General features: G+C 62.0%; 33 protein-coding genes. 20 read left to right on the top strand and 13 right to left on the bottom strand.

Features of this window, described 5'->3' with window-relative positions; all coding sequences use genetic code 11:
* The first annotated feature begins 12 nt into the window (after positions 1 to 12).
* The 3 genes from ASG84_RS21535 to ASG84_RS21545 are packed head-to-tail and all read left to right on the top strand — an operon-like array spanning position 13 to position 1,686.
* Complete coding sequence (locus ASG84_RS21535; protein ID WP_057479010.1) at positions 13 to 369, top strand: ArsR/SmtB family transcription factor; 357 nt, start codon at positions 13 to 15, stop codon at positions 367 to 369.
* A 31-nt stretch (positions 370 to 400) separates the two neighbouring features.
* Positions 401 to 940 (top strand): copper resistance CopC family protein, encoded by a 540-nt coding sequence (locus tag ASG84_RS21540; protein ID WP_082521127.1) that lies wholly within the window; start codon positions 401 to 403, stop codon positions 938 to 940.
* A 35-nt stretch (positions 941 to 975) separates the two neighbouring features.
* Positions 976 to 1,686 (top strand): TetR/AcrR family transcriptional regulator, encoded by a 711-nt coding sequence (locus ASG84_RS21545; protein ID WP_057479012.1) that lies wholly within the window; start codon positions 976 to 978, stop codon positions 1,684 to 1,686.
* A gap of 5 nt (positions 1,687 to 1,691) precedes the next feature.
* Here the strand turns inward: ASG84_RS21545 and ASG84_RS21550 are convergent, their stop codons facing one another.
* Positions 1,692 to 2,660, bottom strand: a complete 969-nt coding sequence (locus ASG84_RS21550) for an AurF N-oxygenase family protein (RefSeq protein ID WP_057479013.1) — start codon at positions 2,658 to 2,660, stop codon at positions 1,692 to 1,694.
* A gap of 234 nt (positions 2,661 to 2,894) precedes the next feature.
* Complete coding sequence (locus ASG84_RS21555; RefSeq protein WP_057479014.1) at positions 2,895 to 3,212, bottom strand: hypothetical protein; 318 nt, start codon at positions 3,210 to 3,212, stop codon at positions 2,895 to 2,897.
* A gap of 127 nt (positions 3,213 to 3,339) precedes the next feature.
* Between ASG84_RS21555 and ASG84_RS21560 the strand changes: the two genes are divergently transcribed.
* Both ASG84_RS21560 and ASG84_RS21565 read left to right on the top strand, forming a co-directional pair.
* The gene (locus ASG84_RS21560; RefSeq protein ID WP_057479086.1) at positions 3,340 to 3,573 is read left to right on the top strand and encodes a type II toxin-antitoxin system Phd/YefM family antitoxin; all 234 of its coding nucleotides are present in this window, start codon (positions 3,340 to 3,342) and stop codon (positions 3,571 to 3,573) included.
* The gene (locus tag ASG84_RS21565; RefSeq protein ID WP_200936651.1) at positions 3,570 to 3,968 is read left to right on the top strand and encodes a type II toxin-antitoxin system VapC family toxin; all 399 of its coding nucleotides are present in this window, start codon (positions 3,570 to 3,572) and stop codon (positions 3,966 to 3,968) included. The genes ASG84_RS21560 and ASG84_RS21565 overlap by 4 nt, the downstream gene beginning before the upstream one ends.
* 5 nt (positions 3,969 to 3,973) lie before the next feature.
* Here ASG84_RS21565 and ASG84_RS27175 read toward each other — a convergent pair whose 3' ends face one another.
* Positions 3,974 to 4,378, bottom strand: coding sequence for a hypothetical protein (locus tag ASG84_RS27175; RefSeq protein WP_156399648.1), 405 nt, complete (start codon positions 4,376 to 4,378; stop codon positions 3,974 to 3,976).
* Positions 4,379 to 4,588: 210 nt separating this feature from the next.
* Here ASG84_RS27175 and ASG84_RS21575 point away from each other — a divergent pair, with 210 nt between their 5' ends.
* The 4 genes from ASG84_RS21575 (at position 4,589) to ASG84_RS21590 (ending at position 7,306) form a co-directional block, all read left to right on the top strand.
* Positions 4,589 to 5,437: a GGDEF domain-containing protein gene (locus ASG84_RS21575; RefSeq protein ID WP_057479016.1), complete on the top strand. Its 849-nt coding sequence runs from the start codon at positions 4,589 to 4,591 to the stop codon at positions 5,435 to 5,437.
* Positions 5,438 to 5,531: 94 nt separating this feature from the next.
* Positions 5,532 to 6,173 (top strand): class I SAM-dependent methyltransferase, encoded by a 642-nt coding sequence (locus ASG84_RS21580; RefSeq protein ID WP_057479017.1) that lies wholly within the window; start codon positions 5,532 to 5,534, stop codon positions 6,171 to 6,173.
* A gap of 61 nt (positions 6,174 to 6,234) precedes the next feature.
* Complete coding sequence (locus ASG84_RS21585) at positions 6,235 to 6,573, top strand: VOC family protein (protein WP_268793501.1); 339 nt, start codon at positions 6,235 to 6,237, stop codon at positions 6,571 to 6,573.
* Between the two features lie 94 nt (positions 6,574 to 6,667).
* The gene (locus ASG84_RS21590) at positions 6,668 to 7,306 is read left to right on the top strand and encodes a hypothetical protein (protein ID WP_057479019.1); all 639 of its coding nucleotides are present in this window, start codon (positions 6,668 to 6,670) and stop codon (positions 7,304 to 7,306) included.
* A 42-nt stretch (positions 7,307 to 7,348) separates the two neighbouring features.
* On the opposite strand, the gene ASG84_RS21595 is transcribed toward ASG84_RS21590, so the two are convergent.
* Positions 7,349 to 7,963, bottom strand: a complete 615-nt coding sequence (locus ASG84_RS21595; RefSeq protein ID WP_082521131.1) for a hypothetical protein — start codon at positions 7,961 to 7,963, stop codon at positions 7,349 to 7,351.
* A 50-nt stretch (positions 7,964 to 8,013) separates the two neighbouring features.
* On the bottom strand, positions 8,014 to 8,475 hold the full coding sequence (locus ASG84_RS21600; RefSeq protein ID WP_057479020.1) for a GNAT family N-acetyltransferase: 462 nt from the start codon (positions 8,473 to 8,475) through the stop codon (positions 8,014 to 8,016).
* A 122-nt stretch (positions 8,476 to 8,597) separates the two neighbouring features.
* Between ASG84_RS21600 and ASG84_RS21605 the strand changes: the two genes are divergently transcribed.
* The 4 genes from ASG84_RS21605 (at position 8,598) to ASG84_RS21620 (ending at position 10,909) form a co-directional block, all read left to right on the top strand.
* Positions 8,598 to 8,903 carry a hypothetical protein gene (locus tag ASG84_RS21605; RefSeq protein ID WP_156399650.1) on the top strand — a complete coding sequence of 102 codons (306 nt, stop codon included), beginning with the start codon at positions 8,598 to 8,600 and terminating at the stop codon, positions 8,901 to 8,903.
* Positions 8,900 to 9,919 (top strand): hypothetical protein, encoded by a 1,020-nt coding sequence (locus ASG84_RS21610; protein ID WP_057479022.1) that lies wholly within the window; start codon positions 8,900 to 8,902, stop codon positions 9,917 to 9,919. Before ASG84_RS21605 ends, ASG84_RS21610 begins: the two co-directional genes overlap by 4 nt.
* 142 nt (positions 9,920 to 10,061) lie before the next feature.
* Entirely contained in the window at positions 10,062 to 10,412 is a 351-nt protein-coding gene (locus tag ASG84_RS21615; protein ID WP_057479023.1) for a hypothetical protein, read from the top strand.
* Between the two features lie 35 nt (positions 10,413 to 10,447).
* On the top strand, positions 10,448 to 10,909 hold the full coding sequence (locus ASG84_RS21620; RefSeq protein WP_057479024.1) for a hypothetical protein: 462 nt from the start codon (positions 10,448 to 10,450) through the stop codon (positions 10,907 to 10,909).
* Between the two features lie 34 nt (positions 10,910 to 10,943).
* Here ASG84_RS21620 and ASG84_RS21625 read toward each other — a convergent pair whose 3' ends face one another.
* Positions 10,944 to 11,972 carry an ABC transporter substrate-binding protein gene (locus tag ASG84_RS21625; protein ID WP_057479025.1) on the bottom strand — a complete coding sequence of 343 codons (1,029 nt, stop codon included), beginning with the start codon at positions 11,970 to 11,972 and terminating at the stop codon, positions 10,944 to 10,946.
* A gap of 175 nt (positions 11,973 to 12,147) precedes the next feature.
* Between ASG84_RS21625 and ASG84_RS21630 the strand changes: the two genes are divergently transcribed.
* From ASG84_RS21630 to ASG84_RS21650, 5 genes are read left to right on the top strand one after another with little or no spacing between them, the layout of a single operon-like run.
* Complete coding sequence (locus ASG84_RS21630) at positions 12,148 to 13,119, top strand: dioxygenase family protein (RefSeq protein ID WP_057479026.1); 972 nt, start codon at positions 12,148 to 12,150, stop codon at positions 13,117 to 13,119.
* 32 nt (positions 13,120 to 13,151) lie between these two features.
* Positions 13,152 to 13,346: a twin-arginine translocase TatA/TatE family subunit gene (locus tag ASG84_RS21635; protein WP_057479027.1), complete on the top strand. Its 195-nt coding sequence runs from the start codon at positions 13,152 to 13,154 to the stop codon at positions 13,344 to 13,346.
* Positions 13,343 to 14,119 carry a twin-arginine translocase subunit TatC gene (gene tatC / locus ASG84_RS21640; protein ID WP_057479028.1) on the top strand — a complete coding sequence of 259 codons (777 nt, stop codon included), beginning with the start codon at positions 13,343 to 13,345 and terminating at the stop codon, positions 14,117 to 14,119. Before ASG84_RS21635 ends, tatC begins: the two co-directional genes overlap by 4 nt.
* Positions 14,107 to 14,532: a hypothetical protein gene (locus tag ASG84_RS21645; RefSeq protein ID WP_057479029.1), complete on the top strand. Its 426-nt coding sequence runs from the start codon at positions 14,107 to 14,109 to the stop codon at positions 14,530 to 14,532. The genes tatC and ASG84_RS21645 overlap by 13 nt, the downstream gene beginning before the upstream one ends.
* A 48-nt stretch (positions 14,533 to 14,580) precedes the next feature.
* The gene (locus ASG84_RS21650; RefSeq protein WP_057479030.1) at positions 14,581 to 15,603 is read left to right on the top strand and encodes a hypothetical protein; all 1,023 of its coding nucleotides are present in this window, start codon (positions 14,581 to 14,583) and stop codon (positions 15,601 to 15,603) included.
* Between the two features lie 216 nt (positions 15,604 to 15,819).
* On the opposite strand, the gene ASG84_RS21655 is transcribed toward ASG84_RS21650, so the two are convergent.
* The 3 genes from ASG84_RS21655 to ASG84_RS21665 form a co-directional block, all read right to left on the bottom strand.
* Positions 15,820 to 19,797 carry an Ig-like domain-containing protein gene (locus tag ASG84_RS21655; protein WP_057479031.1) on the bottom strand — a complete coding sequence of 1,326 codons (3,978 nt, stop codon included), beginning with the start codon at positions 19,795 to 19,797 and terminating at the stop codon, positions 15,820 to 15,822.
* Positions 19,798 to 20,273: 476 nt separating this feature from the next.
* Positions 20,274 to 20,837 carry an LppA family lipoprotein gene (locus tag ASG84_RS21660; RefSeq protein ID WP_057479032.1) on the bottom strand — a complete coding sequence of 188 codons (564 nt, stop codon included), beginning with the start codon at positions 20,835 to 20,837 and terminating at the stop codon, positions 20,274 to 20,276.
* Positions 20,834 to 22,558 carry an alpha/beta hydrolase gene (locus ASG84_RS21665; RefSeq protein ID WP_057479033.1) on the bottom strand — a complete coding sequence of 575 codons (1,725 nt, stop codon included), beginning with the start codon at positions 22,556 to 22,558 and terminating at the stop codon, positions 20,834 to 20,836. The genes ASG84_RS21660 and ASG84_RS21665 overlap by 4 nt, the downstream gene beginning before the upstream one ends.
* 88 nt (positions 22,559 to 22,646) lie before the next feature.
* Here ASG84_RS21665 and ASG84_RS27180 point away from each other — a divergent pair, with 88 nt between their 5' ends.
* Positions 22,647 to 22,946: a WXG100 family type VII secretion target gene (locus tag ASG84_RS27180; protein ID WP_057479034.1), complete on the top strand. Its 300-nt coding sequence runs from the start codon at positions 22,647 to 22,649 to the stop codon at positions 22,944 to 22,946.
* A gap of 1 nt (position 22,947) precedes the next feature.
* Here ASG84_RS27180 and ASG84_RS21675 read toward each other — a convergent pair whose 3' ends face one another.
* From ASG84_RS21675 to ASG84_RS21690, 4 genes are all read right to left on the bottom strand, one after another.
* Entirely contained in the window at positions 22,948 to 23,559 is a 612-nt protein-coding gene (locus tag ASG84_RS21675; RefSeq protein WP_057479035.1) for a YveK family protein, read from the bottom strand.
* Positions 23,560 to 23,577: 18 nt separating this feature from the next.
* Complete coding sequence (locus ASG84_RS21680; protein ID WP_057479036.1) at positions 23,578 to 24,252, bottom strand: hypothetical protein; 675 nt, start codon at positions 24,250 to 24,252, stop codon at positions 23,578 to 23,580.
* Positions 24,253 to 24,368: 116 nt separating this feature from the next.
* Positions 24,369 to 25,034, bottom strand: coding sequence for an RES family NAD+ phosphorylase (locus ASG84_RS21685; RefSeq protein WP_442971013.1), 666 nt, complete (start codon positions 25,032 to 25,034; stop codon positions 24,369 to 24,371).
* Positions 25,019 to 25,618, bottom strand: coding sequence for a hypothetical protein (locus ASG84_RS21690; RefSeq protein WP_057479037.1), 600 nt, complete (start codon positions 25,616 to 25,618; stop codon positions 25,019 to 25,021). The genes ASG84_RS21685 and ASG84_RS21690 overlap by 16 nt, the downstream gene beginning before the upstream one ends.
* A gap of 185 nt (positions 25,619 to 25,803) precedes the next feature.
* On the opposite strand from ASG84_RS21690, the gene ASG84_RS27630 reads away from it, so the two are divergent.
* On the top strand, positions 25,804 to 25,974 hold the full coding sequence (locus ASG84_RS27630; protein ID WP_156399652.1) for a hypothetical protein: 171 nt from the start codon (positions 25,804 to 25,806) through the stop codon (positions 25,972 to 25,974).
* The last annotated feature ends 85 nt before the right edge of the window (positions 25,975 to 26,059 follow it).

The raw sequence follows: 26,059 nt of genomic DNA on the forward strand, positions 1-26,059 counted from the left end.
AGAAGACGTTCGATGCCACCGAAGAAGGAACCGCGCATCAGTCTCGACCATGCCGTCCACCCCGACACCGCCCGCCTGGCCACTGCCAGCGACACCTTCCGGATGCTGTCCGATCCCACCCGACTCCACATCCTCTGGCTGCTCGATCGCGGCCCCGCCGACGTCAGTGCACTCACCACCGCCACCGGAACGTCGCGTACCGCCGTCAGCCAACACCTGGCCAAGCTCCGATTCACCGGACTCGTGGAGACCCGACGCGAGGGCCGGAACGTCATCTACCGCTTGGCCGACGGCCACCTCGCCCGTCTCGTGCGGGAGGGCCTGAATTTCGCAGACCACAAGGTCACCGGCGAACCTCCGCACGAATGACCGGAAAGCACCGATGAAACGCCTCGCCACAATGACAGCCACGCTCCTCACCGCAACGGCACTGTCGATCGCTCCGGCGTCCGCGCACGCGTCTCTGCAGTCGAGCAATCCTGCCGAGAATGCCGTGCTCGACGCCGCACCGGACGAGGTGACCTTGACGTTCAACCAGTCCGTGCAACAGACCTTCGCCACCGTCACCGTTGTCGGATCCGACCAAAGCCAATGGGCAGCATCGGATCCCGTTGTCGACGGCAGCACGGTGACCGTCGATCTCGACGGGCTCGGCGCCGCGGGCGAGTACACCATCGGCTACCGAGTGGTCTCCGGCGACGGGCATCCGATCACCGGCAGCATTCCGTTCCAACTCTCCCAGGCGGCGGCCGCACCGCCGGTCGCAGAGCTCGAGTTCACCAACGAAGCGGTAGCACCCACTACTCAGGACACAGAAGCCCGAAGCGCAGAGAACATCGAGGACACCGACAGCGGCTTCCCATTGTGGACGATCGGGGCGGTAGTGGCCGTGGTCGGTGCGGCGGGTGTGCTGTTCGCGCTGCGTAAACGCAGCAACTGACGGCCTCGGCCGATGCGGACGTGAGAACATGCAGCATGAGTGACGGTGGCCCACGCCCGAAGTCCGATGGCCGTAAGCGGCGTTGGGAGCAGCACAACACCGATCGTCGACGCCACATCATCGAGGCCGCCATGACGGTGCTGGCCCGCGATATCGCCCCTGGTGAGCGGCTCACCACCGCCCAGATCTCCGCCGAAGCAGGCGTCCATCGCACTGGGCTCTACCGTCATTTCCGTGATCGCACCGACTTGGACACCGCCATTCAGCGGGCCATCTGCGAACAGTTGACGGCTGCTCTGGTCGCCTCGTTCGAGTTGACCGGTACTCCTCGCGATGTGGTGCACCGCGTGGTGAGCACCTACGTGCGGTGGGTTGCCGAGCATCCCGCGTGGACGCGATTCGTCGAGCATGACGTCAGCGCCGAATCGCCCACTCCCCTCGAAGAGACCAACGCGATGCTCGCCGAGCAGCTGGAAGTGAGCGTTGCCGCGTTCCTTGCGATCGTGAACGCGGATCTCTCGCCCGAGGACTGGTCGCTGGTGCGGCCGTGGGTGGCCGGACTGGTCTCCGGATGCATGGGCGCGGTACGCAGTTGGAGCGGACAAACCGAATCACGCACCGGCCTGGATCATTTCGCGACGTTCCTGGCCGACACCATCTGGCTTCAGGTCAAGGGACTCGGGGCATCCCGCGGCATCGCGATTCCCCAGGTCCCCCTCGAAACCGTCCCGCTCGATACTGCCTAGGAATCTCAGCCGAACGACGGCTCACTGCGGTAGCGCGACGGCCGTCCGTCGATACCGAGAGCGCGCCACACTCGCTTCGAGACTCGGTTCATCAGTCCCAGTTCGCCGGCGAGCATGCGGACGTCACCGAAGGTGTCGCGCAATGCTTTTCGTGACGGTTCGCTGTTCCACCAGACGGCGTCCACTACCTCGTCGGGGATATCGAGCTCGCGTCGCATCTGCTTGCTCGGCTTCATGATGACGTCGCACAGCAGTCGCATGATGACGGGCGTCAGGATCGAGATCGACGCCTTCTCGAAGCGGCCGAGGCGAGGGGCCTTGTACCGCAGGTACTGATGCGCGAAGCCGATGTGGCGAGCTTCCTCGGCGATGTGGATCTGCATCACGCGCTGAACCAGCGGATGACCGACGGCACCGGCGCGCAGCACGCCCTTCTGCATGTGGTCTATCGGCTCTTCTCCGGCAAGGACGCCGACGAAGAATCCGAACGGTGCCGACCGGCTGGCGAACACTGTCAGCATCGGAACGATCTTGCGGAACCAGGTGGGTCCGCCGGGCACGTCGATGCCGATGCGATTGACCAGTTCCTGGAACATCTGGGTGTGGTGGCACTCTTCAGTGGCCTCGTGCGTCGAGTACCGGAATTCCGGTGAGTTGTTGGGCAGCGTCAGGGCGTACTGCATGAGGCCGCTGATGAGGATCTGCTCGAACTGCAATCCCACCTTGACCATGCTGGCCTGGCGATACATACCGATGTGGATCTGCCGGTCCAGGGGAAGTGACTTGTACCAGTCGGTGTGTCCGAGTGGGTCGGCGTCGGGCAGCACCCAGCGCGGATCGTTGGGAACGATCGCGTACTCGGGCTCGTCCCACGGAATGTCGAGGAAGGCGTCGAAGTGCTGGTGCACCGATGCCGTCGACAGCGCATGCAAAGTGTCTCGGTAGAGCGTTCGTGAGTCGTCGACTGCAGTCATGGTGGTCCTTCCGCCTGCGTCCCAGCAACATGTACGAAGAATGTGTACGCAACACAGCGTCACACATAAAACTGGTTAGTGCAACGGACCGTCGCAGATACTTGAAGAAATTGTTTCGAAACGACGAAACCGGTCGACCATCCTTCGGTCGACCGGCCGTTCGACAGGCGCTCTGGTCGTGAATGAAACTTCGTAGAGGGCTACGAAGTTCCGTGCACGTGCGACGAAGTCGCTCTACAACACCATCGCAAGGAAGCCCACACCGACGACGATGCCGAGAATTCCGGTACCGATGGCCAGTGCCGCGTCGGTGCGTTCGGCGCGCTCCCCGGTGAGGTCGGGGGTGCGGTCGGCCCACAGCGCCGCGGCGACGGCAATGATGCCGGCGGCGATGCCGAGCCCGGCGGCCCAGAACGAGACGATCGAGAGGGCACCGAACATCACGGCGATTTCGGTCACCTGAGCGCGAGTACGGATGCGCCGATTCCACCACTTGGGCGGCATGTTTTCGTCCAACTCACGGGCCTCGAAGTTGGAAGAGGTGACGGTCACTGTCTGCTCCTTTCGAACAAGAATGTGCCTCCATTTTGGCACTCGGCAGCCGAGAGTGCCAAAACGCAGAGGGCTGACCACGAAGAAAAGACTATTCGGACCAGTCGTACTGGTCTAATCTGTGGTGGTGAAGACGATCACCAGTACAGAAGCCAAGACGCGGCTCAACGCGATCTTGGCCGAGGTCGAGCACACTGGCATCTCGGTCACGATCACCAACCACGGTCGACCGGTTGCTGTACTGACGCCCGCTCGACCGACACCGCGCGTGTTCGGCCAACTGCGAGATCTCGTCGTGCCGGATTCTTTCGACGAACCTCTCCCCCCGTTGGAACTGGCCGCGTGGGGGTCGCCGGAGTGACGTCATTCCTTCTCGACACCAATGCTCTGCTGCGGCTCGTCGCCGATCCGGACAGCATGCCCGGGGACATTCGCAAGACCCTCGCCGATCAAGGAAACGAGTTGATGGTCTCGGCTGCTTCGGCGTGGGAGATCGCAATCAAGACTCGAATAGGCCGACTGGACGGGGGGACCCTGCTGTCGACGTGGACCGAGGTGTTGACGGGAATGAACGCGACCGACCTTGCAATCGACTCCGCAGACACGTCGGCGGCCGGGCGGCTCGACTGGGACCACCAGGATCCGTTCGACAGAATAATCGTTGCCCAAGCCCTCCGTCGACACCTGACGATCGTCACGAGCGACCGAATCGTCATCGACGGGGCGTTGACGCCGACTCTCGACACCCGCGGGTGACCGCTTCAACCCCACAGAAGCTGCTGTCCCACAACTGCTTTCATCGGTCCGAGATCGAATGTCTTCGCATCGGAGATCACGTACGGGACGTGAATCTGCATCGCATACTCGCGATGTTCGAGAAGAACCTCGAGATGTGTGTTCGACGCCCCGTCGGCAGCCCCGTCGGACACGATGGCGTACGACCGCACATCGTCGGCGACGGCGCGCAACCGTCCGACGAGTTGTTCGTACACCGTCATGGTGGACGACGTATCCACCTCCACCGGGAGGATCATCTGCCCGAGAGAGACGTGGTTGACGACAGCTACCGGCTCTAGCCCCCAATTTTCACCGATGCGTTCGGCGGCGATCTCGACGCAGACGTCGAGCAGATCGTCGAAATCTTCTTGGCACTCGGCGCTGGTCACTTCTCGCCACTTCGTCATCATCGAAAACCCCCATCGTCGGCCGGCTACCCACCTCTTCGACGGCACCCGACGGCGATCGGTTCCCGAAAGTCGTACATTCGTACCAGTTTGTTATCTATCGTGGTGCGTCGACGTCGCGACGGCTCTGGGATCGACCCGACCTCGACTAGACTCCCGTTGAAGGAAGGGGAGAAAGCAGGTCGTTGCGTCGTGGAGGAACACCGGTACAGGCGCATCTTCGCCTCGAGCCCCGTGGCGCAAGCTCTCTCCGACGCCGAAGGATTGTTCGTCGACGTCAATGCTGCCTACTGCGAACTCGTCGGCCTGTCCTCCTCTGAACTGATAGGTCGGTCCGCAACGGTGCACACTCACCCGGACGACCTTGCACTTCATGGCAGCGTCGAGGATCTGATGGCCGCGGGCACGGCAGCTGGAAAGTCCGTGAAGCTCGAGGTGCGTTTCGTTCGACCGAACGACGAGATTCGCTGGGTTCTGCTCACCCTGGTTCCTTTTGTCGGCCCGTCCAACGCCGACTGGACACTCGCTGCCGTTCTGGACATCACCGAACGAAAAGAGATCGAGGACGGCGTCCTGCGTGCATCCCGAACAGATCAACTGACCGGGGCCCTCAACCGTCGCGGCTGGTCGGACTACGCGGTGTCCGTCGTAGACGACCATTCGGTCGACACGGTCGTTGCGGTTCTCGATCTGGATCACTTCAAACAGTTCAACGACAACTTCGGCCACGCTGCCGGCGACGCGTTGCTTCGCGACTTCGTATCGACTGCGCGCAGCTGCATCGGCGACAACGGACTCCTGGCACGTTGGGGTGGAGAGGAATTCGTGATCACTCTGCGTAACTGCGATCGTCGAGACGCTCTTCGATCACTCGAAGCTCTCGCAGCCGCGATCGCATCTTCGGGGGTAACGTTCTCGGCCGGATACACACTTCAGCGACTGGACGAAGGTCTTCGCAACACTCTCGACAGAGCCGACGCACTGATGTTCCAGGCGAAGCGCGCCGGTCGCAACCGAATGGTCACTGACGCACCTCACTGAGCCTTCACCCATTTGCCAATGCAGCAACATTACTTGCCAATCGCTTATCGGGGCTGCCATTCTGACGTCACACACCGCGACGAAAGGCCATGACATGACGCACGCTTTCGACAAGAACTACTGGGAGCAGCACTGGGATGACAGAACATCCCACTTCGTCGCGGCGAATCCGTATCTCGTAGACGAAACAGCCGCGATGACGCCCGGCACCGCGCTGGACGTCGGCTGCGGCGCTGGAGCGGAGGCAATCTGGCTTGCCGAGCAGGGTTGGCGGGTCACCGGTGCGGACATCTCCGCGGCCGCTCTCACTACCGCCGCAGGGCAATCCGAAGCGGCGGGCGTCGACGTCACCTGGATGGAAGCCGACCTGACCACCTGGAATCCCGACGAGCGATGGGATCTGGTGATGACCCACTACGCGCATCCGACGATTCCGCAACTGGACTTCTATCGACAGATCGCGCAGTGGGTGGCACCGGGCGGTTCGTTGCTCATCGTCGGTCACCTACATGATGGCGCGCAACATCATTCACACATGGGCACGCCGCCGGACGATGCCACCGTCACCGCGAAAGACATCACTGCCCTGTTCGACGCCTCCTGGCGCATCGAGACGGCGGCCGAACGTTCCAGGACCGTCGTTGGTACAGGTGTGCACTCGAAAACGTTGCGCGACGCGGTCGTTCGCGTGACCCGTCAGATCCGATCAGGCACCATTCTCGAGTCTCGGCAGTGAGGCGACCGGATCGTGGGTCACTTGGGAGGTCGGCGCATACGATGACGTCAGGATCGGACGCATAGACGAGGTCGTATTCGACTGCACGGAGCCGGCAGTGTTGGCGCAGTTCTGGGCAGGTGTACTCGGTGGGCAACCTGCGATGCGAGACGACTCATGGCATTTCGTCGATGTTCCAGGGTTCACTCGGCTGGCGTTTCAGCGAGTTCCGGAGGACAAATCTGGCAAGAACCGGCTTCATCTCGACGTCGACGTGCCGAGCATCGACGTGGCCGTCGAACAGGCCGTTGGCCTCGGTGCGACGGTGGTAGGGAATCGGCACTCCGATGCGGCCGGGTCCTTTCAGGTTCTTCGGGACCCCGAGGGCAACGAGTGGTGTCTGGTGACGCCGCCCAGCTGACCAGAAAGCGCGCGAAAGCCTACGCGGCGCTCCGCAGCCTCTGTTCATCGCTTTTCGGGCCGTCACCAACAGTGTGGGCCGATACGCTGACTCGATGGCGAGAATGACATCGCTCGACAGGTGGGTGCATCAGCAGCTCACGGGCGAGCAGACACAATCGAAGCCACCCGGTCCAATTTTGCTGACCTTCGTGACGGCTGCCGTCGGGGTGTGGGTCTGCGTCAAACGAAATTGGTGGCCATCGCCGTTCGGCGCACACACCTGGGCCGACCCGCTGCTTGCCCATCTGGTCGTGCTTGCGATTTTGGCCGTCACCGGCCTGGTGTGGGCAATCCGAACCCTCTACGTGCTCGGCCGCGACCAGCGTTGGTCCTGGTGGATACTCCCCGCGCCCGTCGTCGTCTCTGCCGCCTTCGCGTTCGTGGTGTGGGGGCCGAGCACGACCTTCCTCGACAAGCGCAGCGAGTTCGAGGCCATCGCCGTCGACATCCGGGAGAACCCGAACACGTCCCGCGAGAAGTTCGAGATCGGTCCTTTCGATATCAGTCGCGCCCTAGGCGGCGGCCCGTCGGGAGAGGTCTACTTCGTCGACAATTCGACCATCTTTTTCGGCTTCACGAGCGGGTGGGTGTACTCACCTGATCATGAAACGGGCGGCCGGGACGATGCCGATTCAACCTGGACTCACCTCGACGGCCCCTGGTACCGATACGAATCGGTGTACCGAGATTGATCTGCCGAACTCCGCGCTAGTGAGCGGGTACGAAAAGACTCCTCACGACCAGGTCCCAGCGTGGAACGCGTCCATCATGTCCTGCTCGATCTCGTCTCGCCGGCTGCGATCGTCCTTCCACGAGTCGAACAGTCGCTTGGTGGTGCCGATCATCGCAATACCGGGTACATCCGGCTGGTTCAACGGTCCGGGAATCGGCCACCCGCAGATCGAATTTGCAGCGAGAACAGGATGAATCAACCCATCCACGGCCCGCGAACTGATCACGCGGGTGAAAACGTTGATGGCCGCCTGCCATCGATCAGTAGAAGGTGAACCCAGGGGCAACAACATGTCCCAGCGAGCCTGCTCTCGGGACTCGCGTGTGACGGTCCGTCCGACGGCAATCATGTGCCGACCGACCCTGTCATCCATTTCTTTCGCCCAGACCTCAGGCTCGCGTTCGATGGCCGAACCGAACACCTGCAATTCTGCGAGTCCTGAGCGAGGCCCGGCCTCGCCGAGGGGATACGCACTGAGGTGAACGAGAAGGTTGTCCCGCAGATCCCGAACCACTGACCTATGCGGTGGATTCATCTGCAGCCATTGAGCTTCCGCGACGGTCACATATCCGGCAAGGATGTAATGACCGATATCTTCGCGCTCTCGTGGCATCATGGGGCACCTGCAGATGGTTTGGCGTGTTGTGACATTCGTGAATACTCCCGTCAACCGAGTTTCGGCGAGCTATCGTCCGCGTCATCCAGAATCTTCGCCATGCCCAGGGACTTCGGGGCCGTGTAGGTGAAACCGTGTCGTTCGTACAAGCGGCGGCCAGGTTCGTCGGCAAGCAAATTCACGAAAGCACCAGCGGGCGCTCTGTCGACGATGTGTTGCAGCAATGCAGTGAGTACGGCATCTCCCAGGCCCTGCCGTTGATGATCGGGTAGTACTGCCATGTCCACGATGTGGAAATACCAGCCTCCATCACCGATCACCCGGCCCATCGCAACAACTTCATCCGTGGCGACGTGCCTTACTCGGTAGGCGCACCAGCTGCCGGACAAAGCCGCAAGCGCCTGATCGGCATTCTTCGGCGACAGTCCCGCGCGGCTCCGTAGCGCAAGATACCGATCGACCGTCGGCACGCCTTCCTCCAATCGGTACTCGTGTAGTCGTGTATCACTCATAACGCGAACTTAACGCAGAGTCCTGCCTCCCGAGATCCACCATCAAGCCTTCCTGCCTATGAATCGACGACGCATCGAACGAGTTGGGGTAATGTCGCGGTCATGACACAGCAGAAAGGCGCATGAGCGCCCCGTCGTCCGAGCGCAGACTCTTGCACCCTCGAAGTATCCGTTTCGCGGCCCACCGACTGTGGGTGATCGACGAAACCCAGACTGCTGCAGCATTTCTCGAACCAGGATCCGTACAGACCGATCGAATCGCGTCCTGGCCGGAGATATCCTCACCGTCACCTGCGCAGTCCCTTGCGTCTCGTGACGACCGCTACGACGATGTAACTCGTTATGTTCCAACGGAATTGATGGATCAGGCAGACACTCGCGACTATCCGGATCGGTCGCACGCCATCGACGGGGTGTTGTACGTATGACGCATTGGGTAGAAGTGCTGCTGAAGATGGTCGACGGCCCGCAGCGTCCGGTCATGGGTATCGCGCGGGCAGCTCACGCCGACACCGGTCCACGACACGTCTACGACGCGCACTACGGCATCGTTCCGTCGTACGTGGGTTTCGGGCTCGGCGAACTCCGCCTGTTCCGTTTCGGTCGAAAGACACGCATGGAGTCCCTCGATGGGAAACCACTGTTCATCGCCGATGGCCACACGTGCTGGGTATTTCAAGCCGGTCACGATGATCCGATCGAAACGAACGAGCTCAACACGCGCATACCCGACCCTGGCCGCGATCTGATCGTGTCCCGCCCGGTCGAACACTGGGCGCGGCCAGGCCTCGCCCGACCCACGCGCCCTATCGAAGAGGTCGAATTCCTCGGACGGCCCTGCTGGAACGTGCAATTGAAGACCGGCAGCAAAGCCTCACCGATGGTGCTGACGATCGACATCGAGACCGGGACCGTGTTGAAGCAAGAAGGCGAGGAGGGCAGCGCGGAGTACATCGATTGCGCCCTGTCGGATGGATTGCCGGACTCAACGTTCACGTGGACCGGCCCGGTCAGGATGCCCCGCAACGTGTTTGCCGAGGATCGGGCACGCTCGATCGAACGATCGATAAGCAACATGCAATGGTTCCACGACAACGTCAGCGCGCAGCGGATACACGCGAATGTACTGGTCGACTTCACGCCGACCGAGGTGCGACGGGATCCCGAACATCCTGACAGCTTCGAGGCCTATTTCGAGAAGGGTGCCGGCCGATTATGGCGGCGCACAAGGTCCAGCGAAGACTGGTTGCTCCCCGTGAATTGGACGGGCAGGAACTACCCGACCCCTATCCGAGCATGGTCTACACAGACGTTCGACTGGGCATGCGCAATAGATCTGGGACCCGACAGTTTGACCGATGCGACGTTGGCCCAACTCCAAGTCGTGCTGCACCCGGGCCACGACGTTGTCGGCACACCCCCACTGAATCCGCCACCTCGGTGAGACCGCCGCGACGGGCCGACATGTGCAGTTCCGAGAGCTAGCCGTGTACAGGATCGATGGTGATGGAAAGATCGCGCGGTGCTGGGAAGATCTCTAAGCTGCATTACACAGTGAGCTGCTGGGTGGCGCAGAATTACGACTCATGTTCCAACACAATGACAACGAGTTCGAGTCAAGCGCTTTGCCCGAAAGCAAGGCCGTCTACGGCCAACCAGTTGTGTACACGGGACCGGACAGTGCCGAGGGAATCTACAGTGCGTCGGCCACGCCGAGAGTGTTGCGCAGGGGTCACCCGGGACGGATCGCCGATCCGACCCCGCAACATATTCGAGTGGAATGGGTCGGGCTGGAGAACGAACCCATCAGCTTCGCCGCGGGTTTTGTTCGAGAGCGCCCCGACCGGCCCGGCCCCAGCGGTTGGGTACCGGGCCTCGCCGCGATCAGCGAGGAGACGTACGAAGAGCTGGCGAGGAATGCCGAGCAGCAGTCTTGATCGACATCGCACTGCCCACGTGTTCTAGTGAAACAGTGGATTGGGTCGAGAAGGAACTGAGGGTCGCCGGTGTCATCGGTGCCTGCGCAGGCGCAGGTGTCATGCTGCCCCGGGTCCTCGAAGGGTCCTTGTCCTGGTTGGCGTTACTGGTGTTTCCTGCTTTCTGCGGTGCCGTGGTCGGGCTGCTCGTCGGCGTGGTCGCGGTCGGTGGTGGCCGTTATGCGCTGTGGTCGAACCGAGTCTGGCCCACACGATCACACCGCACGTGGCGACACCGATTCGCCGCGTGCACCGCAGCTGCGGTCACGCTGGTAACCGCACTGGCCTTGTGCTGGCTTGTCTTCGCCGCCGGGGAAATCTCCACCGCCACAAACGAATTTCCGACCTGGTGGATCGCACTTGCAGCAATGACGGCGTCGAGCTACCTCTTCGCCTACCTGCTCGCTCCTGCGACAGACCGCACCGCCCGACCACAACACAACCTCGACGTGTCGTGAAGGGCGTGTGCGGCCTTCCTCTTGCCGGTGATCGTCAGCCGTCGGTGTTCACCGCGGCAGCCAGCCCGTCGACCAAGGTCGGCAGGAAGTACGGAATCGACAGTGCCGTCGGGCCCACTGCAGCTCCGGCCTCCTGGCCGACGAATCCCGCCACTGCACCCGCGGAGACTGCCGGAATCTGGCGCGACACAGGTGAATCGACGAATTGCTGCAGGGCGTCGTCGGTGTCGACCTGAGTGAACACCACGTCGGCGTCGATTTTCGAGATGTTCTCGGCCGAGACGGTGGTCGAGTACGTGGCGTCGTCGGTCGCGAGGTCGGTCACCGATGCAGGCGAGACGAAGCCGAGGTTCTCGAGCAGCTCCACTCTCGGGTCCGACGGCAACAGTAGGTAATACACGTCGGCAGCTTCGGATACGTAGGCGATCGATCGGCCGTCGAATTCAGGGTGTCGATCGCCCGCCTCCTGAACCTGTCGGTCGAGATCAGCAACGAGATCGCGGGCCCGATCCGCAACGCCCAGAACATCTCCGGTGGTGGTGATGACATCGCGCCACGGCGTCGACCACAGTTCTTCGGGCGGGGCGACGACGGGGATTCCGGCGTCGGTCACCGCGTCGTACTCGGCCTGGGTCAGGCCGGAGTGCGGGGCCAGCAGCACGTCGGGATCGGCCGCGAGCACCTTCTCGACCGTCAGTGCATTCGTGACGTTGTCGAGCAGAACCGGTGCCATCTCGCCGCTCGCGTCGATGGCGTCGGAGATCCACGGGTACATCAGATCGTCCCCGCCGCCGTATTCGGCCGAGGGCATGGCCACCGGTACGACACCGAGCGCGAGTACCGCGTCGGTGGTGCCGAAGCCCCAGGTCGCAACCCGTTCGGGCACGGCGTCGAGGGTGGTCTCGCCGTACATGTGTTGCACGGTCAGCGGGAACGAGCCGGTGGACGATTCCGCGGTCGGAGTCTCCGCGGCATCGGAGGAGCTGCAGCCCGCGAGTGCGATGGACGCGGCCACCGCGGCGGTGAGCACGGCAGCGATTCGAGTAGTTGCGCGATGAGTCATGAATGTCCTGTATGTCGGTGAAGTCATAGGTTAGCCTTAGCTACCTCTCAGAGTAAAACCGACCGCCCCGGGGCTCACAGGAACCTCGCAGTGAGAGTCCAGGGTCCTCACCGGAACGTCCCAGAGTATTGGCACTACCGAAAAGAACCGATGCCAGCTCAGAGGAGATCCGAACATGACCCCAATTCCGGAGCCCACCAACACTTCTGCCGGACCGACGTACGAAGGACGACTGCTCGATCGCCCCACCGAAGAGGTGGTAGATCAAGGTGCCGGGTTCGACATCACCACCCTGATCACTCGTCGCCGCGTGCTCAGCATCGTCGGCGCGGGGGCCGGAGCGGTTGCGCTGGCCGCCTGCTCCTCGACGTCGAACGGCGCAAGTGTCACCAGCACAACCGCTTCCACGACTACGGCTACCGCGAGCGCAACGAGTGAAATCCCCCAGGAGACCAACGGTCCCTACCCGGCCGACGGCACCAACGGCGTCAACGTTCTCGAAGAGTCGGGGATCGTCCGCAGCGACATCACCTCGAGCCTCGACGGCGGCACCACGGTCGAGGGCACACCGCTCTCGTTCACCTTCACACTCACCGACATGGCGAACGACAATCGACCGTTCGAGGGTGCAGCCGTGTACGTGTGGCAGTGCGATGCCGACGGCCAGTATTCGATGTACTCCGAAGGCGTCGAGGACGAGACGTATCTGCGCGGGATTCAAGCGGCAAACACCCACGGCACAGTCACATTCGAGACCATCGTCCCCGGTTGCTACTCCGGTCGATGGACCCACATGCACTTCGAGGTCTATCCAGACGCGGCATCGGCAACCAACGCGGACAATGCTATTGCCACTTCGCAGGTTGCGTTTCCTCAGGACATGCTCGACGTGATCTACCAGCTCGACACCTACCCGAACTCCGCGAAGAACCTGGCCCAGCTCGGCAGCCTCGGCAACGACAACGTATTCGGCGACGGCTACGACCTCGAGATGGGGACGTTCTCGGGCGACCCCACATCCGGCTACGTCGGATCGCTGGCCGTGGCCATCGACACCGCCACCGAACCCGCTGCAGGAGGCGGCGGAGCACCCGGTGGAGGTGGCGGTCAGCCTCCGATGGGCGGCGGCACTCCCCCGACCAACTGATCTCTCTCACCCCAACCACCGAAGGAAACACCATGTTGCATAACCTCACTGGATGGCACGCCCTCATCGTTCTCGCCATCCTCCTGCTCGTGTTCGGCTCGACCAAGCTGCCCTCGCTCGCCAAGGGTGTCGGCCAATCGCTGCGTATCCTCAAAGACGAAGTGCGCGAGGACAAGACAGCATCGACGACGGACGACGCCACAGTTCCGTACCGACAGGCGTCATGACCACGGCCACCGCCGCGCGGGGCACCATGCCGCTGGCCGGGCATATGCGCGAGGCACGTCGTCGCGCGATCCGCGCGGCGGTGTCCCTGCTCGTCGGCATAGCGGTCGGGTTCGCTCTTTCCGACCAGATTCTGGACATCCTGCGCGCACCGGTCGAGGAACTCGCCCTCTCGCGTCAGGCAAGTCTCAACTTCGAAACTGTCACCGGTGCATTCGATCTCGAACTGAGGATTGCCCTGTTCACCGGCGTGATCGTGTCGAGTCCGGTGTGGTTGCGTGAGCTGTTCGCCTACCTCACCCCCGGTTTGACGCGTCGCGAAAAGAAGTACGTCTACGGCTTCTCCGCCGCCGCGGTCCCACTGTTCGTGGCCGGCTGCATGTTCGGGTTCACCATCTTCCCGCGCATGGTCAGCGTGCTTGCCGGCTTCTCCTCCGACGAGGACAGCACCATCCTCAACGCCTCGTACTACGTGGATTTCGTCATGAAGATCGTGTTGGCGACCGGTATCGCCTTCGTCCTTCCGGCCGTGCTGGTGATGCTCAACTGCCTCGGCATCCTGTCCGCACACAGACTGCGCAGCAGTTGGCGTCTCAGCGTCGTCGCCATTGCGCTGTTCAGTGCGCTGGTCACTCCCGCTGCCGACGTGCTGTCCATGTTCCTCGTCGCGTTGCCGATGGCGACCCTGTTCGGAGCAGCACTCGCGATCACCGAGGTACACGACAGACGCGCTCTCAAAACCCCGAAACCGGAGCTCACATCATGTTTGGCTTGACCTTCGAAAAACTGTTCCTGGTCGCGATCATCGCCGGCTTCGTTCTCGGCCCCTCGCGCCTGCCCGGATACGCCCATCGACTCGGACGAGCCGTGCGCTCTGTTCGACAGTTCGTCGACACCACTCGCAGTGCAGCGGAGGACGAGATGGGCGTTCCGCTGCGCCGCAGCCAGTGGGAAACGATGGACGTGCGTCAGTACGATCCCCGACGCATCGTCGCCGACGCACTGCGCGAACCCGACTCCCCATCGGAACAGGCCCTCGCGGAAGCAGCCCGCGTGAGACCCGGTCAGAAGTACCTGATCACCGGGCCCGCGTCGCATCCACGACGGATGCTCATCGATTCGCTGCCCCACAATGACCCGCGTCGTGTCGCGGCACAGGTCGACGGCGAGTACCGCCCTGCAGGTTAGAACGGCGAAAGAAGGACGTTGGGTGACACAGTCCTGCATGATGTAGCGATGACTACCAGCGTCTTGGCTGCTTCGGAGTCGGGTGTGTCCGCAATTGCGTTGTGGACCTTGATCGTCGTGGTGATCGCCGCCGTCGGTGCCGCGTGGGCTGCATTGAGCGTGCGCCGGGTCGGTGCGAACGAGGACGTCATCTCCCGGGAGGTGGCGGCACTGCACAATGCTGTCGATCGTCAGGTGCGCCAATCGAACGAGAGCGACTCGTGGAACCGCGACCAGGTGACCGCGCGGTATCAAGAGCTGCTCTTCGCGCTGTCGAATTTCGATCGTGTTGTGGCCGAGGATATCTCGGCCGCGGTGATCTCGACGCCGGTAGGTGATCTCGCTGCCGCAACTCGGGCGTTGAACAAGGCCTACGACCAGTTGAACCTCGCTCTCAGCGCAGCTCTGGTGGTTGCTCGTCGACGCGTCCACCCGTTGGCCTTGGAGTTGTCGACGGGCATCGATCGCCGTGTGTTGACTCCGCTGGCACCCGAAACCGGAATTGCCGGGCCCGCCTACGAACGCATGCAGAGCGAGCACGCCTACATCAAAAGAATGCATTCGCTGTTGCTGACGGCGATGCGCGCCGATCTGGGTCTACTCGATCCCAGCGCCGAGGCAACGCTAATCTTCACCACGAAGGAAGTGGAAACGGGTGTGCTGTCGGATCGGTCGACGGCAGCCGGCCGCAGTGGAGTGCAACTGATCAACCTGCTCGAGGATTTCGGTGTCACTCCGCTGCTCGGTGCGGAGGACGACTACGTGATGTCCGACGCGCTGGTAGCCCAGTGCGAGGTGCTCTACAGCGCGGTGAGCCCCCACTTCCAGGCAGTGTTGCGGCACATCGGCGACGAGATCCATCTTGCAATTCGGCCCGACCTCACCGATGAGCGGCTCTACGAGATCTACGAGATCGCAGTGCGTTTGGTCGAAGCCGGATTGCGCGGAAACATCCACCGCAGAGACGGGTTGGACGGCAGCAGCCTGTTCCTCATCGATCCGACACATCAGGCAGGGATCGACCGGGTGTAGCGGACCCCAGGGCGTAAGTGATGACGCGCACGGTAAGAACAACTCGACGCAGCGATCAGGGCGACGGATAAGGCAAAAGGCCGTTCCAATTCCTGCGAGCGCACGCCGAGCTATTCGACGGTTCAAAATCGCATCCTCGATGTGATGCGCGGCATTACTGCAGTCTCGACTGCTCCAGCGGACATCAGGTTGCCAAGCCGCGTTCCCCTCGCCCCGTCAGAATGCCGTTCCGTACAACACCGCCACGTCTCCGCTGATGTTCGTGGCGACAATGTATGAGCCGTTCCGGCTGGCAGTCACTTGCTGGTAATCGCTTGCGTTGTTGTTGATGTCGATGTTGCTGGCGTAGGGGGTGCTGCGTGAGGGGTCGTTCAAATGCTTGGACACATCGATGACGTAGAGCTTGCCGTGGGTGACAACGAAGGCCCGTTTTCCGTCTGCGGTCGTCGCGATCGAGTGCGCGTAGTCATTGATGTCGATGTAGGAAACTGCGGGTTGCGCTGCCTCGAGATCGACATAGGCCACGGTATTGCTGGTCGAGTGATTCGTGATCCAGCCTCTCGTCCCGTCCGCGCTGATTGCCATGAAACCGACTTGATCGTAGGAATCGAACGTGTCGGTGATCCTGATGGGTTCCAGTGTTTCGGCGACCAAATCGATGACGTCGACGGAACCATTGGCGTTGTAAACCATTGCGCGCGTTCCGTTCGCGCTGATGACGACCGACCGAGGTGATCCACTGACCGCCACTGTCTGCGTCGGTTGAGTCCCGCCTTCGTTGATGATGGTCACCGTGCTGGACTGGTAATTTCCAATGATGGCTTTGGATCCGGTCGCGCTGATCGCGACAGCCACCGGGCTCGTTCCGATATCGATCGGAGCGCTGACCGACGTTGTAACGCCATCGAAGTCGAGGACTATTGCTGTGCCGTTGGATGAGTCGACGACGATTGTGCGCCGACCATCATCACTGGTGGAAATGCGCGATGCCTGGCCACCGATGTTTACCGTCGTCCTAATCGGCACGCCGGTCGAGTAGTCGACGACGGTCACCGTTCCGGCCGACCCGTTGGCTACGTATGCGCGAGTACCCGCAGCGTTCACTGCGATGTCCGTCGCAGATGAAGACAGTTCGACCTTGACTACGTCGGGCTTCGGTGAAGCAGTCGTGTCTACGACGTACAAGGCATTCGTGCCATCGATGATGAAGGACTTCTTTCCGTCCGCAGAAGTCACGATGTCGATGGGTGCTTCGGACGCACCCAAGCTCGTCGACACCGACGCACCGATGCGGTAGTTGGTCGCAACGATTCCTACGTCGTCGAAACCCTTCTGCAGTGCTTGGATCTCGTCCACGCTGAAGCCCTGTGCTTTCGCGGAACCGATGATCGCCGAGCGGGCGTCTGTGAAACCTGAGGTGACACTGAGCTTGTACAGCGAATGAAGCACAACCCGTTGCCATTCGACGCTGGTGACGCCCTGGGTTCGATCGTCGGCCATTGCAGCGGATACCGCGGAGCTGAAGATCGTGCTGTTGTTGTACATACGCACACCTCCACCCGGCTTGTCTCCCTCCTCATTACCCTGCGATCCATCGAATTCGTCATAGTGGTAATGGAAATTGTAGCCCTCGCTCTTGACGGCTCCGGGCACCAGAATATTCCTGAACGCACACCTCGACAGAGCCTTCTGTTCACCCGAAACGTCATCGCAGACAGTCATATCCTCGCCAAAATCGAACCTGCCACGATCGTTCATTGGCTTGTTTTCGATGAGGTTGCCCATGAGGTCGGCGTAGGCCTCCTTCATCGCGTAGCCCTCGGGGTTGTAGTCAAACCCCGTACCGTTGCCAACGATCATCGTTTCGACGATGTGCGTGTACTCATGTGCGACGATGTCGCGAGCCGCCTCACTGCCGTACCCATACGCCATCAAACTTTCAGCCAGAGTCGTACCCGCACCAGCCGTTCTGTCGTACGTGGGGAGAACGTAAACGTGTGTCGTATGACCGGGATATGTGGTGGCAAACCCCAGAGCAGTGCGGTAGTGATTCGACACGTACTGCACGTTCTGGAGTGCGGTTATGCCTCGCAAGTCGATAGAACCGATCTGCGTCGTCACGGGCTTGTCGTTTTCAGGGTTCGGATCGAAGGTCACCGCATCGCCCTTATCATCGACCTGTTGCGTTGCTTTGTACACCCGCACTATCTGCCCACTGACCGGGTCTACGCCCTCGTACACGAGAGTGCTGCCCTCGGTTTTGATGCTGTAATTGAAACTCGTTCCGCCCCAGTTCCCCTGCCGGAAGGCGCTGGCACCTTCGAGTTCTACATCCTCGTCGATTATGGTTCCGCTGCTCGCTCCATTCGCGCTGACGAAGTACGTCGACACGGCACCCAGGCCAAACCTTCTCGTGTCGACTGCTGTTACTTGCCACGCGAGAGTCGGCCTCCCCGTGTTGGTATCAGGGACAATCACCTTCTCAGCGGTAAACGAGATCGAAGAAACGCCCGAGGCCGCTCCGGATGACTTGGCAGCGATTGCTGCCGTCACTGCGGTAATGGCTTCGGACACCTCGTCGATACTTTCCGCCGCGGCGGTGTCAACTGCGGTCAAGTCGTTGTCGTAGGTGCTGTACAGACCGGTAACGTCTCCGGACGCATTGGTCACCAACACAATCTGGGATCCGATCACGCGAATACCGTTCAGTGTCGGGCTGGCGTAGTAGTACGTCTCAGCGAAGGCTGTGCCGTCACGCCTCACCTGCTGCACAGTCTTCGAAGTAATGTGCGCAGTATCCGCAAACTGCGACGGTGCTCCTATCAACGCGGCGACACGGTTGAGTGTCGCGGCTGCGTCGGCCGCGTCTTTCACGCTTGCATCGATGAATTTACCTTCGATAGTGCGTATTTCGCCATCGGAGTTCTCGACCACGTCGATCTGCCCTGTTGCCACGAGCTGAGCCAACTCGGAAAGCTGTATCGATGATGCCTGAGAAACCTGTTTGGCAACGATAGGGAGTGTGACGACGACGCTGGCATCGAAGCCCTTGCCGTCTGTCACGGACACCGTGAATCCCGTGGCGTCCTCCGCCGTCGTCGCATAGGCGTCGTGACGCGCTTGGGCAGTCGGCGTGAAGACGAATTGACCGGTGGCTGCGTTGACGGACAAAACACCCTTCGTTGGGTCGACGGCCGAGACGACGGTGAATCGAAGTGGATCGGTGTTTGGATCGACTACGTTCACTCGTCCGATCACGACAGCAGTGTTCGGGTCGACGGTGTAGCTGAAGGCCGGTGTTGCCACTATCGGAGTGCCGTCGGCCGCGGTGATAGACACCGGCACAACCACACGCGTTGTACTACTATCGTTGAGCGGTATTCGCCCGCCGGACCATACGCTGAGGATGCGGTTGAGGAACCCCGACGGTCCATGGACATGCTCGGATGCGTTCGCTTCGGTCACTGTCACAGTGAACGTGTCTGTGCCACCTAACGCCGATAGCGCCTGATTCGCCGTATAGACATAGGTTCCGTCCGCATTCAACTGAATCGTTCCCTTTGAGGGTCCAACTGCAAGTGAGTACAGAAGCGGATCACCGTCAGGGTCGCCTGCTCCGATGCTCCCGGCAACGGTCCCGTTATTCGCAGACCCGGTGACGATCGGTGTCGCGTAGGGCGACTGATTGAAGAAGGTCGACTGGAAGCGCCTCGTGAGTCCCCACACCAGCGCGAAATATGGCGAGGCACCTGCCGGAGTGGTGGGGTTCGTCCCATTGGATGGGACCAAACCGAGCAGCGTCAGTAAGTTTTGCTGCAAAGTTGGTTCCGGTATCTGCGGGGCGAGATCCGCGTAGACCGACAGCGATTGCGGCGCAATCGTTGTCGGAACCGGTGCAGCAGCGCCGAACGCAATCTGCGGTGACCCTGACAATAAGTTGACCGCAACACGGGTATCAACACCGGAAGGGGTCCGCTCCACGGCAGATGCAGGTGCTGTCGACTCGGTTTCTTCCGGTTCCGCAGCCGCTGTAGTAGGCGGCTCCGATGTGGGTGCTACCGGCGTGGAGGTAGCACGCGCGCTGCCGCCCCGGTCGACATCGGGAGTTGCGGTCGGAACGGCCTCCTCGACTGAGCCTTCCTCTATCAAGGGGAACGACTGGCCGTCGTCACCCCCGATCGGATCTTCGGTCAACGGGGTCGAGCCCTGCGGTTCCGTCGTCGGTGCAGGGCTAGTCGATGGTAGAGGCGAACCCGAGGCAGGATCGCCCACGACTGGCGCTTCGACTTCCCCCACAACTGTCGTTGTGCTGCCGGAGTCCCCGTCCACCATCTCATCCGAGCCGGACGCTAGACCCTCTTCCCCTTCGTCGACATTGACAGAGTCAACAACTGCAGTGCTCGGTGATGCACCGGCTGTACCTTGACCGGTAACCAGGGCTGCGCCGACGCCTACGGTCAGGGCACCAACCCGAAGCCATTGCACGGTGGTCGGTTCCGGCCGCGCGACCCTATGACGACCCTTGGTCCGACGTGGCTTGCGAGGACTCGAAGCGGACATGGCATTCCCCTAGCGGCAGATATCCGCCGGAGCGCGGACCTCGGACAATGCTGGCTCTCACAAATTGATTTCGCTATCCACCGAATGGATGAACTACCGACCCGAACCAATTATCGTAAGTAGCACCCCGTGGTGATCGTCAGCGCTGTCCGCCCACCCGCGCCGAGGAGAATACGGCCACCATCGGGGTCACGGAAACTCACCTGACGACGTTCGGAATTCTCGCTGTTCAGGTCGGTGCCGTCGAACCCGTTGGCGACGGCGATGGCATTGACGGCCTCGAGCACGGCCCGCCACCGTTCGGCTGGGATCGGCGCGTCGGAACTGAACGGCACGAGCGTCACATTCAAGCCGGGCGTATTGGAATACGGCTCATCGCAGGGTGATTCGCCGCGTGTGCGGGTGGTCGACCATTCCAACCCTGGCACCAGCGTCGAGATCGCCGCCTTGATGTCTTCCTGCATCCGCTCGAACGCGGGCTCCACCGTGCTCTGCCGCCCCTCTCGCAGCTTCAACTCCTCGAACCGCACGGCGGTCTGCTCGGCAACGATCTCGGAGTCGGCCTTCTCACGCGGACGATGCTCCCCCTCGTACGGCTCCGGTGTGTTGTTCATGCATCCCCCCAGAAGTGCGACAGCGAGTACCGCTGCGCCCACGATCGACGTTCGCGTCATCGGGCTACTGCCACATCGGGAATGGCTGCGATCACGGCTGCTTGGTTGAATTGACTCGTGGTGTCCAGCTTGTAGTAGTCGCTGTGACTTCCCATCCGTTCGATGATCGGGCCGGTGAATCGATCGGTGGACATGAGCGCGACGTCGGTGCCGTCGGGCATCACCACGTCGGCGGCGCGAGTCGACAGATCGTGCACTCCGGCGATCTCGCGTGGATCGCCGTCGAATGCCGCCAGGGCCGCGACACCGTCTCCGCCGGATGCGAGGGTGTACGCGTCACCGGTGATGTTCAGCGCACCCAGGTTGTCGGTGCCGACACCGGGCGATCCCATGAACACCGCGTCGTCCACGCCGGTACCGTCCTGCAGCGCGAATCCTGTTGTGAGAGAACCATAGGAGTGTCCGACGGCGGTGAGGTGCGGATCGTCCGAACGCGATGCGTCGATGCCGTCGAGGAACGACGCGAGCCTGCTGCCTCCGGTCTGAGCCATGTCGTCGGACAACACCCCGACCTTCTGCGGGGCCTCGTATCCCATGTAGGCGACCGATGCGACGGTCTGTCCGGCGGCGTCGGGACTGTAGTGATCGAGTTGCCATTGCGAGAGTTCACGGATGTTCGCCGCGTCGTTCACCAGGCTGCCGAGCCCGTTGTGGACGGTGCTCGTAAAGCCTGGTGTGTGGACGGATACGTGATCGGCGGTGTCCACGTCTCCGACCGCGACGACGGCGGTCGCCAGCGTCCGTTCCGGCGAGGCGTCGAAGGACAGCAGGTGCCGATCCGGAACCGGAATGCGCTGTCCGTCCGTGCCCAGCACAAAGCTCCCGTCCGTTCCCTTCTCGAACATCAGACGTTCGACGGCGTCGAGCGACGTTCGCTTGTCGAGCGCCAGTTGCAGCCGCATTCCGTCCATCGCACTGCCGGTCTGGTCGAAGCGAGCCTGCGCCTCGTTGACCTGACCCTCGACGGAGCTGCGGTCGACATCCAACTGAGCGAGGTTGGCGCTCGACCGATCGGCCGCCGGAATGCCGTCGAGGTCACCGATCCACCAGGGCCGCTCTTCTCGTACGTAGCCGCGTTGATCGTCGGTGAGCGAATTCCACCATTGATTGTTCGCGGCCGGATGTCCCTCTGTCGGCGGTTGCGGGGCTTTCATCGCTCCCTGATCGCCACCGATCCCCGCCGCCTCACGCACATCGGTACTGTCGTTGTCGCTGATCAGGTTTCGGGTGGCCGCGACCATGATTGCGGCTGCGCTCTCCTCGATTTCTGTTCCGCGACGGACAATTTCGCCGACGCGATCGAGGAGTTCGACTTTCATACGCTGCCGGTCCGCGGCTTCGGCGTCGGTCTGATTCGGCGGCCGCTCGAAAGCCCATCTGTCCCAGAGCGTGTTGTCGTTGCACACGGCGAAGTCGTTCGCGAAGCCCAGCGACGACACGTCGGCGAGCGCACGCTTCAACGCCACGACGGAATCTTCGGTGTTGTCGGTCAGTCGCTTGATCGCTCCGACTTGCGCGGCGGAGTCGGTCAGGTGATCGACAACCGCGTCGAATGCCCGACGGGCCACCTCACTTGCCTCTCCCACCCAGCCGTCGATGAGCGCGAGGCGATCGAGCTGATCGCCCAGATCGATCAGTGTGCTGATTCTGCTGGTGAGTGAGCTAGTGAGCCGCTCGAGCCCCGCCGTGTCCCAGTCGTTGATTCCCCCGATGTCAACCACGCGGTCAAGGTACCAGCCTGCTGCCCTCTCGACAGGGTGTTACGTTCACCGTGGTGACAGGCACCAACAGCCTCGGGGGAGGAATGTGATGGGCGATCGTCTGGACGTCAGTGTGCCGGTGCTCCTCGATGCAGCGGGTAGAACCGACCTCGCGATCGAGATGGCATCCGACGATCTGGCCGTGGTGGCACGCGATATGTCGGCGGGTACAGCGTGTTGGCCGGGAGCAGCAGGCGAAGCTTTCTGGGCCCTGCTGTCTGCGTGGGATGCAGCCGATTCGACGCTGTCGACCGACGTGAAAGATCTTGCTCGAAAACTGCAGGCATCTGCACAAGAATATGCAGAAGCCGAGGCTCGAACCGAAGCGGCAATTCGCGGTATCGGCTGAATTACGGCCGGTTCCTTCCGAAACGGCGTTGTGCGAGTACCAACGCAACACCGACCAACAATCCCACTACAGCACCGATGGTGAGATATTGCGCAGTGTTCGGTCGGATCGGAGTAGACGAGGCTTCGGGCTGGTTGCGTATCCCGATGGCCGCCGAGGGAATCTCACCATCCTCGGGAGCCTCCAGCTCCGCAACCACCGCACTCAGTTCGATAGCCGTGGTGTTCGCGATGTCTCGCGCGAGCTCGGGAGAGGTGTCGGTGGCGACGATGTCGAACACGACACTCTCCACCGAGTACGACATCGTCACCTTCTGGGCCAGCTCCGCCGGACTGAGATCGAGTGCGAGCTCGTCGACAACTCTCGACGTGATCAGGTTGCCTTTCACCAGCTCCGCATACGCCACGAGCCGCTGCTGCGAAAACAGGTCCGCCTTGTACGTATCTTGTCTGAAGGTCTGACTTTGCGTGGAGACGAACATCTGAGCCCGCGATTCGTACACCGGCGTAACCAACAAGCTAACTCCGAATGCCGCGGCCACGAATACGACGACGGACACGGCGACGATTCGCCAGCCCGCCCTGACGATGTCTCCGAAGCTTTGCTTGCTCACCTCACGCCGTCCGGGTGATCAGCTTCCCACCGGCCGGAAGCCCGCACCCGGAGCACCCGAGGCGCTCAGCAAGCGCGTCGATTCCACCGCCGATGCGTACGCGGTGAGACTGAGCAACGGAGCGCCCGAGGCATGGCTGGCGATCCCGACGAGCGTGGTGCCGGCCACCAGTGGGGCTCCGGAGTCGGCCCAGACGGTGACGGCGTTGGACATGAGGTCGCTGCCCCGAGTGTCGATGATGGTGCCGCACGTCAATCCGCTGCCGAGCCCGCTCTTGCAGACCGGCTGGCCGACCGATCCAATACCGATGTCCGTCACGGTGATTCCGCCCAGACTCGACACCGGCGTGACCTTGGTGGGATCGAGGACGATGACGCCGTAGTCGGGTCCCCAATGCCCGACAGCCGTGGTGCCGACCGGGGCGGCGGGGGATCCGACGAGCGTCACGGGCAGGCCCGTCCGCAGAATGCAGTGCCCTGCGGTGAGCGCAACGAGGCGGCCCGCGTCGTCGTATCCGACGGCCGCGATGGAGCAGGCAGTGAGGTCGTCGACGCCTCCGGTGGTGACGAACCCACTGCCGGGTCCGACGACCGGAAGGGGTGCTGCAGCAGCGGTACCGGGAGAAATCGCGCTGACGACCATCACCGCGGCAGCGAACAGTCCACTGGCAAAACCGATTCGAGCCTTCTTCATGTGGGGCATCCTTGTCGACAAACAGTGGGGCAGGGTTTACGTGCGCGAATCGATCCTGGCATAGGTACGTCGTTCTCGTGCGGCGTGAATTGTCAGCCCTACCGCAATCGAGCCAACTACACGACTCCGTATCCGAGACGTTTCGCCGCACCGGCAATGCGGCTGGAAAGGTCGGGATGGGTCAGCGGTGCAGAAAGCACTGGACGGTCCGGCATAGCCGTAACCGCAGGTGCGAACAGTGCAAGGCAAGGAACCCCGGCGAAACGGCTGTTGTATCGCAATCCATCGAGGTCTGGATATGCCTCGACGATAGCGCGGGCCCACCGTTGAGTAACGGCATGCTGGCCGGTGGAGAGTGCATAGTTGCCACCGGCTCGCGTGGCCCACGCTCCCATGCTGTCGGTGCAGATGTCCAGAACCGTCAGTGGGCGACCAAACGACAGACCTGTGAGGAAGGGGCGATCGCGACTGCGGTCGATCGTCCGGTCGACCTGGAACGCTTCGGCCAGCGCGGCACCTGGTGTCGAAGCCCCGTACCAAATCCCGCGGCCACCGGGGTCTTCTCCCAGCGGTCGCTGATGAGGGTCGAAGCGTAGTAACGGACCGAACGTCCGCAACGCATTCCACGCGATCACATGGTCACCGTCGGTCTTGTGGACGCGCCACCACACTTCGGAGGGTGCGATCACGCGAGATTCCTCGGAGCGAATCTCGAACCTACGCAGCTCACGCGCGGAGGGTGGGTCGGACAGCATCGAACGTTCCGTCACACGGCTGCCCAGTCGTGGATCTCGATCAGCTCGAGCACCTTTTCGGGGGCTTCGCCATGCAACAACCACTGCTTGACCGACAGTTGCCGTCCGTTGATCTCCAGCTCGGGTTGTGGCGTGAGAAGGAAGCTGGCAACCGACGTCGGATGCAGATCTCTGGGTAGTAGCTGCTGCAGCACGCGATCCAGGCCCCGAACGAGTACGAGGATCGATGTATCTGCTTCGTTCTCGACGACGTCGAACTGCACGCTGGGAAACACCCACTTCCCACCGTCGTCGATCGCCCACAGCGTGTGATCCAAACGGCGCTGCCTTACACGAGAAGGAGTGACGCTCAACCCCTTCGAGACCTCGGATGCGGAATAGGACGTGTTGTACAGGCGACCCATGTGGGCTGTGATGTCGGCTGCGACTTCGGCGTACGCCTCGGGATCCTCAATGAGTCCAGCCGAGTCGAGCAGCATAGCCTCCCCGGCGGTCAGCCGTGTTGCCCAAGGCCTGTGAGCAGGCAACGTGCGGAGCGCGGCGATGAGATCGTCTCGATCCAGATCGAAACGATCCCGGAGCAACGAATCGAATTCGTCGATAGTGCTCATACCGAACCTCCCATTCACCTAACGGTGTCTAACACGACGGTACACCCGTTAGGGCAGTGGGGCAGTGATAGTACGCAGGCGGACACTCAGGCCCCACGCGCCACCATGCACCGACCGCAGGGAGCGAGTCGCGTCCCACAGGCATGTGGACAATCCACACCCATCCATCCGGCACTCCGCTACGAATGCGTGCCATGTGGTGGGTACTCGGCATCGTCGCCGTGTGGCTGTTGATCGGCGCAGTTGCCGCCGTGTGGATCGGCCGTGGCATTCGCCGGGCCGATGCCGAGGAGTCTGCAACCGAGTCGCCCCGCAGAACCACTGGCAAACCACCACCGGAAAAGGACGCCGCGTAATCGCGCGGCGTCACTGCGCAGGCGTGTCTCCGGCTTCGAGCGTGAACTGCACGACACAAGTAATGCGCGCCCGCGTCCCCGAGGC

It is taken from the genome of Rhodococcus sp. Leaf278, assembly GCF_001426085.1.
Taxonomy (GTDB): Bacteria; Actinomycetota; Actinomycetes; order Mycobacteriales; family Mycobacteriaceae; genus Rhodococcoides.

Coding starts and splice junctions, on each gene's coding strand:
- ASG84_RS21660 (WP_057479032.1), bottom strand. CDS start 20,837: ATGACGCGAACGTCGATCGTGGGCGCAGCGGTACTCGCTGTCGCACTT.
- ASG84_RS21615 (WP_057479023.1), top strand. CDS start 10,062: ATGTTCCAACACAATGACAACGAGTTCGAGTCAAGCGCTTTGCCCGAA.
- ASG84_RS21550 (WP_057479013.1), bottom strand. CDS start 2,660: ATGACTGCAGTCGACGACTCACGAACGCTCTACCGAGACACTTTGCAT.
- ASG84_RS21600 (WP_057479020.1), bottom strand. CDS start 8,475: ATGAGTGATACACGACTACACGAGTACCGATTGGAGGAAGGCGTGCCG.
- tatC (WP_057479028.1), top strand. CDS start 13,343: ATGACCACGGCCACCGCCGCGCGGGGCACCATGCCGCTGGCCGGGCAT.
- ASG84_RS21590 (WP_057479019.1), top strand. CDS start 6,668: ATGGCGAGAATGACATCGCTCGACAGGTGGGTGCATCAGCAGCTCACG.
- ASG84_RS21625 (WP_057479025.1), bottom strand. CDS start 11,972: ATGACTCATCGCGCAACTACTCGAATCGCTGCCGTGCTCACCGCCGCG.
- ASG84_RS21610 (WP_057479022.1), top strand. CDS start 8,900: ATGACGCATTGGGTAGAAGTGCTGCTGAAGATGGTCGACGGCCCGCAG.
- ASG84_RS21580 (WP_057479017.1), top strand. CDS start 5,532: ATGACGCACGCTTTCGACAAGAACTACTGGGAGCAGCACTGGGATGAC.
- ASG84_RS27180 (WP_057479034.1), top strand. CDS start 22,647: ATGGGCGATCGTCTGGACGTCAGTGTGCCGGTGCTCCTCGATGCAGCG.
- ASG84_RS21545 (WP_057479012.1), top strand. CDS start 976: ATGAGTGACGGTGGCCCACGCCCGAAGTCCGATGGCCGTAAGCGGCGT.
- ASG84_RS21690 (WP_057479037.1), bottom strand. CDS start 25,618: ATGAGCACTATCGACGAATTCGATTCGTTGCTCCGGGATCGTTTCGAT.
- ASG84_RS21605 (WP_156399650.1), top strand. CDS start 8,598: ATGAGCGCCCCGTCGTCCGAGCGCAGACTCTTGCACCCTCGAAGTATC.
- ASG84_RS27630 (WP_156399652.1), top strand. CDS start 25,804: ATGCGTGCCATGTGGTGGGTACTCGGCATCGTCGCCGTGTGGCTGTTG.
- ASG84_RS21645 (WP_057479029.1), top strand. CDS start 14,107: ATGTTTGGCTTGACCTTCGAAAAACTGTTCCTGGTCGCGATCATCGCC.
- ASG84_RS21650 (WP_057479030.1), top strand. CDS start 14,581: ATGACTACCAGCGTCTTGGCTGCTTCGGAGTCGGGTGTGTCCGCAATT.
- ASG84_RS21630 (WP_057479026.1), top strand. CDS start 12,148: ATGACCCCAATTCCGGAGCCCACCAACACTTCTGCCGGACCGACGTAC.
- ASG84_RS21680 (WP_057479036.1), bottom strand. CDS start 24,252: ATGAAGAAGGCTCGAATCGGTTTTGCCAGTGGACTGTTCGCTGCCGCG.
- ASG84_RS21540 (WP_082521127.1), top strand. CDS start 401: ATGACAGCCACGCTCCTCACCGCAACGGCACTGTCGATCGCTCCGGCG.
- ASG84_RS21635 (WP_057479027.1), top strand. CDS start 13,152: ATGTTGCATAACCTCACTGGATGGCACGCCCTCATCGTTCTCGCCATC.
- ASG84_RS21535 (WP_057479010.1), top strand. CDS start 13: ATGCCACCGAAGAAGGAACCGCGCATCAGTCTCGACCATGCCGTCCAC.
- ASG84_RS21595 (WP_082521131.1), bottom strand. CDS start 7,963: ATGATGCCACGAGAGCGCGAAGATATCGGTCATTACATCCTTGCCGGA.